Origin of the sequence: Citricoccus sp., assembly GCF_035445025.1 — a bacterium.
Lineage (GTDB): Bacteria > Actinomycetota > Actinomycetes > Actinomycetales > Micrococcaceae > Citricoccus.
The window spans coordinates 1-7,339 of sequence record NZ_DAOMPX010000033.1 but is presented as its reverse complement, the minus strand read 5'-3'; the positions used below and the strand labels follow the sequence as shown (position 1 = coordinate 7,339).

Below are 7,339 nucleotides of genomic sequence, written 5' to 3'. Positions count from 1 at the left end.
GGGATCAGACCCAGGTCCGGGAGAACTGCTCCCCGCGGACCAGGGTGGCGTGCCACTCCAGGGCCGTGGAGTCGGTCAGCGAGGCCACCTGGTCGATGACCACGCGGCGGCGGGCGGCGTCGTCCGCGGCCTCCCGCCAGTCCTGGGCGAACATCGGGTCCAGGTAGCGGTCCCCGGTGGACCAGAGCAGGTCCACCAGCTCGGTGAGCAGTTCCCGCTGACGGGCGTAGAGCGGCTGGCGGGCCTCGGAACTCATCACGTAGGCGGCGGCGATGCCCTTCATGGTGGCGATCTCGATGGCCGTCTCGGCGGGGACCACCACGTCGGCCCCGTGCCGGGTGAGCGGGTCGTTGCCGAACACCTCGCGGGTGGCGTCGAACGCGGCGTTGGAGAACCGGCCGATGAGCTGGCTGGTCATGTCCTTCAGCGCGGCCCGCGAGCGCCGGGTGCCGTCCGCCTCGGCCACCCACACGGAGGTGCCCTCCAGCCGCTGGAGCGCGGCCTCGACCTCGGCCGGGTCGGTCTCCGGGAGGTACCACTGCAGGGTGCGCTCGACCACGAGTTCCCGGTGGGAGGCGTCCTGGAGCCAGTGCAGCTGGAACTGGCCGTTGACGATCCCGTCCTCGACGTCGTGCACCGAGTACGAGATGTCGTCGGCCAGGTCCATGACCTGGGCCTCCATGGACTTCCGGAGGCCGGTGACGCCCCGGCGGAACCAGGCGAAGACCGGCAGGTCGTCCGCGTAGACGCCGAACTTGCGGCTGCGCCTGCCGTCCGGGTCCAGCGGGGCGTCCTCGTTCGCCCACGGGTACTTGCAGGAGGCGTCGAGCGAGGCGCGGGTCAGGTTCAGCCCGGCCGAGGTGCCGTCGTCGAAGAACTTCTTGGTCTCCAGCCGGGCCAGCAGCCGCAGGGTCTGGGCGTTGCCCTCGAAGCCGCCGATGTCCTGGCTCAGCGCGTTGAGGGCCCGCTCCCCGTTGTGCCCGAAGGGCGGGTGGCCGAGGTCGTGGGACAGGCAGGCGGCGTCCACCACGTCCGGGTCACAGCCCAGGGACCGTCCCAGTTCCCGGCCCACCTGGGCCACCTCGAGGGAGTGGGTCAGCCGGGTGCGGGCGAAGTCGTCCTCGTCCGGGGCGACCACCTGGGTCTTGGCCCCCAGCCGGCGCAGCGCGGAGGAGTGCAGGATGCGGGCCCGGTCCCGTTCGAAGTCCGAGCGGTACGAGCTCTTCGGCGGTTCCGGCAGCCAGCGCTCGCGGTCCCAGGCCGAGTAACCGGGCAGGGCGGCCGGCCTGCCCGCGTAGGGCGGGCGGCCCTCGGGGCCGAAGAGCACGGCCTGGTGCGCGCGCGGCCGTCCGCGCGGCGGCACGGGCGCGGAGGACGACGCCGGCTCAGCCACCCGAGACGTCCAGCTCGGCGGCGGCGATCATCGTCTTCTGCTCGGCGTTGAGCTCCCGGGAGTCCAGCCACCCCTCGGGCAGGTGGGGGCGCTTGGGCGAGCCCGCGCGCCCGCGCGGCCCCTCGGCGTCGGGACCCGGGTACGGGGCGGTGGGGTCCAGCTCGTCCAGCAGGGCCCGCAGGGTGACCAGGTCCGGCACCTGGGCGAGCTTCGCACGCAGCTCCCCGCCCACCTGATAGCCCTTGAAGTACCAGGCCACGTGCTTGCGGATGTCCCGCAGGGCCTTGTCCTCGTCCCCGCCGAAGGTGTCCACGAGCAGCTCGGCGTGCCGGTAGAAGGTGTCGGCGACGGTGGCCAGGCCGGGGCGGAAGCGCTCGTCCGAGCCCTCGAACGCGTTCTGCAGGTCCCCGAAGAGCCAGGGCCGGCCCTGGCAGCCGCGCCCGATGACGACGCCGTCCACGCCGGTCCGCCGCACCATGGCGATGGCGTCCTCGGCGCTCCAGATGTCCCCGTTGCCCAGCACCGGGATGTCCGGCAGGGCCTCGCGCAACCGGGCGATGGAGTCCCAGTCCGCGGTGCCGGAGTAGTGCTGTTCCATGGTGCGCCCGTGCAGGGCGACGGCGGCCACGCCGAGGTCCCGCGCCGTGCGGCCGGCGTCGAGGTAGGTCAGGTGGTCCTCGTCGATGCCGCGGCGCATCTTCACCGTGACCGGGATGTCCTTCTTGGAGGCCTCGCGCACGGCGGCGCCGACGATCGAGGCGAACAGCTCGGACTTCCACGGCAGGGCCGAGCCGCCACCGCGCTTGGTGACCTTGGGCACCGGGCAGCCGAAGTTCAGGTCCACGTGGTCGGCCCGGTCCTCCTCGACGAGCATCCGCACGGCCTGGCCGGTGGTGACCGGGTCCACGGAGTAGACCTGCACCGAGCGGGGCGTCTCGTCCGGGTCGTGGTGGATGATCCGCAGGGACTCGGGCCGGCGCTCCACGAGGGCGCGGGCGGTCACCATCTCGGAGACGTAGAGGCCGCCGCCGTACTCGCGGCAGAGCCGGCGGAAGGCGGTGTTGGTGATCCCGGCCATGGGGGCCAGCACCACGGGCACGTCGATGGTCAGTGGGCCCAGCTGCAGGGCGGGCAGGTTGAGTCGTCCTGGAGTCGGGGCCGCGTGCTGGGAAACGGGGGAAGCGTCAGTCACGGCAGTCATTGCACCCATTATCCCAGAGATGTCCGCGCGCCGCCGCGCCGTCCACGGGGGGTGGAAGATCCCCGGTGGATGGGGTGTTATGCCAACCATGAGTGAACGGAAGAAGATCGGGTTCCTGAACTTCGGGCACTGGAGTTCCGCGCCCGGGTCCCGCACCCCGGATCCCGGTGCGACGCTGACCCAGACCATCGAGATGGCGGTGGCCGCGGAGGAGGCCGGAATGGACGGGGCCTGGGTCAGGTCACATCACTTCCAGCACATGATCTCCTCCCCGTTCCCCCTGCTGGCCGCGATGGGCGCGGTCACCCGGACCATCGCCCTGGGCACCGGCGTGATCGACCTGCGGTACGAGAACCCCCTCTACATGGCGGAGGAGGCCGCGACGACGGACCTCATCTCCGGCGGCCGGCTGCAGCTGGGCATCTCCCGCGGTTCGCCCGAGGCGGCGCGGGACGGCCAGCACCAGTTCGGCTACGACGTGGAGGAGGGGCAGAGCTGGTCGGACCTGGCGCAGGAACGGGGCCGGCGGTTCCGGCAGGCCATCTCCGGGGGGATGATCGCCGAGGCCGACCCGAACTCCGGCTGGGCGCCCCCGGGGCAGGACATGCTGCCCATCCAGCCGCAGTCCCGTGGGCTGGTCAACCGGATCTGGTGGGGTTCGGGCACCATCGCCTCCGGCGTGCGGGCCGCGAGGCAGGGGTACAACCTGCTCTCCTCCACCCTGCTCCTCCAGGACGACGGCCGGCCCTTCCACGTCCAGCAGGCCGACCAGATCGCCCAGTACCGGGCCGCCTACGCCGAGTCCGGCCACACCACTGGCGGGATGACCGCCGTGACCCGATCGGTGTTCCCCATCGTCTCGGCCGAGGACGACCGGTACTTCGGCGGCCGGAAGGAGGCTAGGGACTCCTTCGGCCACCTCGAGGGCGGCCGGGCGCGCAGCGGGCCGACGTACTCGGGTACCCCGGACGAGGTCGCCGACCTGCTGCGCGGGGACGAGGCCGTCCAGGCCGCGGACTGGGTCCTGCTGGCCAACCCGAACCAGCTCGGCGTGGAGTACAACGCGCACCTGTTCGCGCAGTGGGCCGGACTGGCCAGGGTGCTCGGCTGGCAGTGACCGGCACACCGCTCCCTCCCGCGGCACCCGGCGTCTGCCCGGGCGCGTTGGTAACCTTGGAGGGCTGGGCTCGATCGCCCCGCACCCCCCACCGCCGGCAGACGGGAGCCTGACCCCATGGAGTTCTGGGTCATCATGCTCATCGTGTTCGTCGTGGTGGCCGGCGTCGGCGGATGGGCCGGCGTCGCCGCCGTCCGGCGCAGCCAGCTCACCGGCCGGCAGGAGCGCTGGCGGGAACTGGAACGGCGCTTCCACCGCGTGACGATGGACGCCGAACGCTACGACCGCAGCCCCGGTGACGCCCTCGCGGCCCCGGGGTGGCTGGACCGGTCCAGCCCCGTGGTCCGGGGCTTCTCGGGAACCCTCAAGCGCGCCGCCCGGGACAAGTACGCCCTGGAACGGTCCGTGGACCCCGCCCCCGGCGCCCGGGGCCGGGACCCCGGCACCGGGGACACGGCCTCCCGGCTCGCCCCCACGGACCAGGACCTGGAGTCCCTCGAGCTGCTGGTGGAGCGGGTCGAGGACGCCTACCGGGACGCCGACCGCGCCGTCCGCACCACCGGCTGGAGCACGCCGGGCACCCTGCAGGTCCCCCACCCCCAGTTCCTGCTCGACCCCCGCTGGGGACGGCCGGCCGTGCTGCCCCGGATGGGTGCCGTCACCGCCCGGGACGCCGAACGCGCCGTCAAGGACTTCCTGGACGCGACCTACCCCCTGCGCCGGGAGAAGGCCCTCAAGGCACTGCGGGAACGCGCAGACGGCCCCGGCGCCGCGTACCGCGCCCAGAAGGCCCTCGACCGGCTCATGGCCACCCACCGGTACACGGTGGACCGGCACGGATTCCTCTGGCCCGGTTCCACGGAAGTCGAGCACTGGGGTGTCTACCGCACCTTCGGACGCCCGGCGGACCTGCCCCTGGACGACGCCCCGCCCGTGGAGATCGCCAACGCCCTGTGGTCCCTGCTCCCGGACGGCAGGTGCCTGTCCGAGGAGGAACTCTTCGAGGAGGCCCGCACCCTGCTGGGTGCCACCGGCGGTTTCGGGGCCGGGATCACCGAGAGCCTCAACGCGGGCATCGTCCGCGGCGTGCAGAGCCTGCCGGAGAACGTCCGGAAGGTCATCCAGGACGTCGTCCCGAACGGCACCTTCATCCCCTCCCCCAGGCCCCGGATGGACCAGCGCCTGCACGAGGGACTGCTCGAGGGCCTCGTCACCGGGCGCCTGCAGCGCGTCGCCGACGGGCGGATCTGCCGCCTGCGCGCGGCCTGGCCGAGCACCTACCGGCGCTGACCGCGACTGACCGGCACCGGGCGGGGACCATGCATTCCCCGGCCGCGGCCCCCTCACTAGCGTGGCGCCATGCGACCGCTGCGGTTCTCCATCAATGTCACCCTCGATGGCTGCTGCGACCACCGGGTCGTCCTCACGGACGAGGAACTGCACGCCCACCACGCCGGGATCCTGGCGCGTGCCGACGCGCTCATCCTCGGCCGCGTCACGTACCTGATGATGGAGCAGGCGTGGCGTCCGCCGGCCTCCGAGGCGATGCCGGACTGGACGCAGCCCTTCGGGCGCACGATCGACGCGGCGAGGAAGTACGTGGTCTCGAGCACCCTGGAGACGGTCGACTGGAACGCCGAGCTCGTGCGCGGGGACCTGGGCCAGGCCGTGCGGCGGCTCAAGGACGAACCGGGCGAGGGGCTCTACGTGGGCGGTGTGATGCTCCCACTGGCACTGGCGGAACTCGGGCTCATCGACGAGTACGAGTTCGTGGTGCACCCCGTCCTGGCCGGCCACGGCCCGAGGCCGTTCGCCGGGCTCACCGAGCACCTGGAACTGCGCCTGCTCGACCGGAAGGAGTTCACCTCCGGCGCGGTGGCGCTCCGGTACCGGCCGCGGCACTAGCGTTCCCGGACTCATGTCCGCGCCGGCCGAAGCCGGCCACCCCGGCCGGCCACCGGTCCGCCGGCGGCTCAGCCGGTCGTCCAGCCGGGCGTCCCGCCGGCCGCTCAGTCGGCCGCTCAGTCGTCGTCGAGGTCCCCGGCCAGGGCCCTGGCCGCCAGGTGCTCCTCCGTGGCCGTCTCCCAGACCTCCCTGGCCGCCGACACGTTGAGCACGATGATCAGCAGGCCCAGGATGACATCCGGCCAGCCGGAGAGCGTCCAGGCCGTCACGAGGCCCATGACGATGATCGCCAGGTTCACGACCACGTCGTTCCGGGCGGCCAGGAAGGCTCCCCGGGTCAGCGAACCGCCGCCGTGCCGGAACCTCGCCAGCACGAGCGAGCACACCAGGTTGACGGCCAGCGCGCCACCGGCCGTGACCACCAGGGCGACCGGGTCCGGCGGCTCGGGGTCCCCGGCCTTGAGGAACGCCGTCCACGCGGCGGCCAGGGCCGGCAGCAGGATGATCAGCGCCAGGGCCTTGCCCGCCACGGCCTGACTGCGGGCGGACCAGCCCAGCGCGACGACGATCAGGATGTTCACGGCGAAGTCCTCGAAGAAGTCCACCGAGTCGGCGACCAGGGACACCGAGCCGATGGCCAGGGCCACGGACATCTCCACGACCATGTAGGCCAGGTTCAGCAGCGCGACGACCAGCACGGAGGCCTTCAGCTCGCGCGGGGTCCACCGGGTCCGAGCCGGCTCCCGCCGGTCACCGTCCGGCGTCACGCCGCTGCCCCCGCGCAGGACCGGTGGAGACCGCCTCCGCCTGCGCCTGCACGTCCGGCTGCGTGTGCGGGTGCGCCTGCACCGACCTGGCCACGCCCACCGCGATCGCCGTGGTCACCGGGATGGCCAGGACCAGGCCGATCGAGCCGACCAGGATGCGCACCACCTCCTCCACCAGTTCGGCCGAGAGCAGGGTGTCGGCCAGGGACCGGTCGTACAGGGAGACCACGATCAGCAGCGGCAGGGCCGCACCGGCGTAGGCGAAGGCGATCGTGTAGACGGTGGAGGCGATGTGGTCCCGCCCGATGCGCATCCCGGCCGCGAACAGCTCCCGTGCGGAGGCCCGGGGGTTGGCCGCCTGCAGTTCCCAGACGGCGGAGGACTGGGTGATGGTGACGTCGTTGAGCACCCCGAGGCCGGCCACCAGCAGTCCGCACAGCACGATCCCGCTGAGCCGCACCTCGGGGGCCACGGCGGCCAGCACGTAGGAGTACTCGTCGCCCATCCCGGTCAATGCGGACGCGTCCGTGCCCCAGGCAGCCAGGACCGCGGTCAGCCCCAGCCCGATCAGGGTGCCCAGCAGGGCCGTGGTGGTGCGCAGGGAGAACCCGTGGGCGAAGTACAGGACCACCACCATGATCAGCGAGCATCCCACCAGGCCGACCCACAGCGGCGGCCCGCCCTCCAGCAGGGCGGGGACCATGAACCAGAACAGCACCGTGAAGGCCAGGCCCAGGCCCAGGATGGCCCGCACCCCGCGCCAGCGCGCCACCAGCACCACGACCAGGGCGTAGAGCCCGGCCAGCGCCACCACGGGCACCGTCCGCTCGAAGTCCACGAAGACGTAGTCGGCCGCCCCGGAGGCCCCGGCCCCATCCGCCGGCCCGCCGGCGGTGCCGCCGGGCAGCGCGGACAGGTCCAGCGCCTTGATGCGGTCGCCCACGGACACGTCCCTG

Annotated in this window: 7 protein-coding genes; 3 read left to right on the top strand and 4 right to left on the bottom strand. The window is 72.9% G+C overall.

Going from position 1 to position 7,339, the window contains the following annotated elements:
• Window positions 1-4 precede the first annotated feature (4 nt).
• Window positions 5-1,327, bottom strand: a complete 1,323-nt coding sequence (locus tag PLJ28_RS10925; RefSeq protein WP_324590129.1) for a deoxyguanosinetriphosphate triphosphohydrolase — start codon at window positions 1,325-1,327, stop codon at window positions 5-7.
• Between the two features lie 58 nt (window positions 1,328-1,385).
• Window positions 1,386-2,594 carry a tRNA dihydrouridine synthase DusB gene (gene dusB / locus PLJ28_RS10920; RefSeq protein ID WP_183524110.1) on the bottom strand — a complete coding sequence of 403 codons (1,209 nt, stop codon included), beginning with the start codon at window positions 2,592-2,594 and terminating at the stop codon, window positions 1,386-1,388.
• An 88-nt stretch (window positions 2,595-2,682) separates the two neighbouring features.
• Here dusB and PLJ28_RS10915 point away from each other — a divergent pair, with 88 nt between their 5' ends.
• From PLJ28_RS10915 to PLJ28_RS10905, 3 genes are all read left to right on the top strand, one after another.
• Window positions 2,683-3,711, top strand: a complete 1,029-nt coding sequence (locus PLJ28_RS10915) for an LLM class flavin-dependent oxidoreductase (protein WP_324590118.1) — start codon at window positions 2,683-2,685, stop codon at window positions 3,709-3,711.
• A gap of 117 nt (window positions 3,712-3,828) precedes the next feature.
• Window positions 3,829-5,001: a hypothetical protein gene (locus PLJ28_RS10910; RefSeq protein WP_324590117.1), complete on the top strand. Its 1,173-nt coding sequence runs from the start codon at window positions 3,829-3,831 to the stop codon at window positions 4,999-5,001.
• Window positions 5,002-5,070: 69 nt separating this feature from the next.
• Entirely contained in the window at window positions 5,071-5,616 is a 546-nt protein-coding gene (locus PLJ28_RS10905) for a dihydrofolate reductase family protein (RefSeq protein WP_298045853.1), read from the top strand.
• Window positions 5,617-5,732: 116 nt separating this feature from the next.
• Here PLJ28_RS10905 and PLJ28_RS10900 read toward each other — a convergent pair whose 3' ends face one another.
• Together PLJ28_RS10900 and PLJ28_RS10895 are read right to left on the bottom strand one after the other, a co-directional pair.
• Window positions 5,733-6,314 carry a cation efflux transmembrane domain-containing protein gene (locus PLJ28_RS10900; protein ID WP_324590116.1) on the bottom strand — a complete coding sequence of 194 codons (582 nt, stop codon included), beginning with the start codon at window positions 6,312-6,314 and terminating at the stop codon, window positions 5,733-5,735.
• A 52-nt stretch (window positions 6,315-6,366) separates the two neighbouring features.
• On the bottom strand, window positions 6,367-7,339 hold a 973-nt coding region (locus PLJ28_RS10895; protein WP_324590115.1), incomplete at its 5' end, for a YibE/F family protein.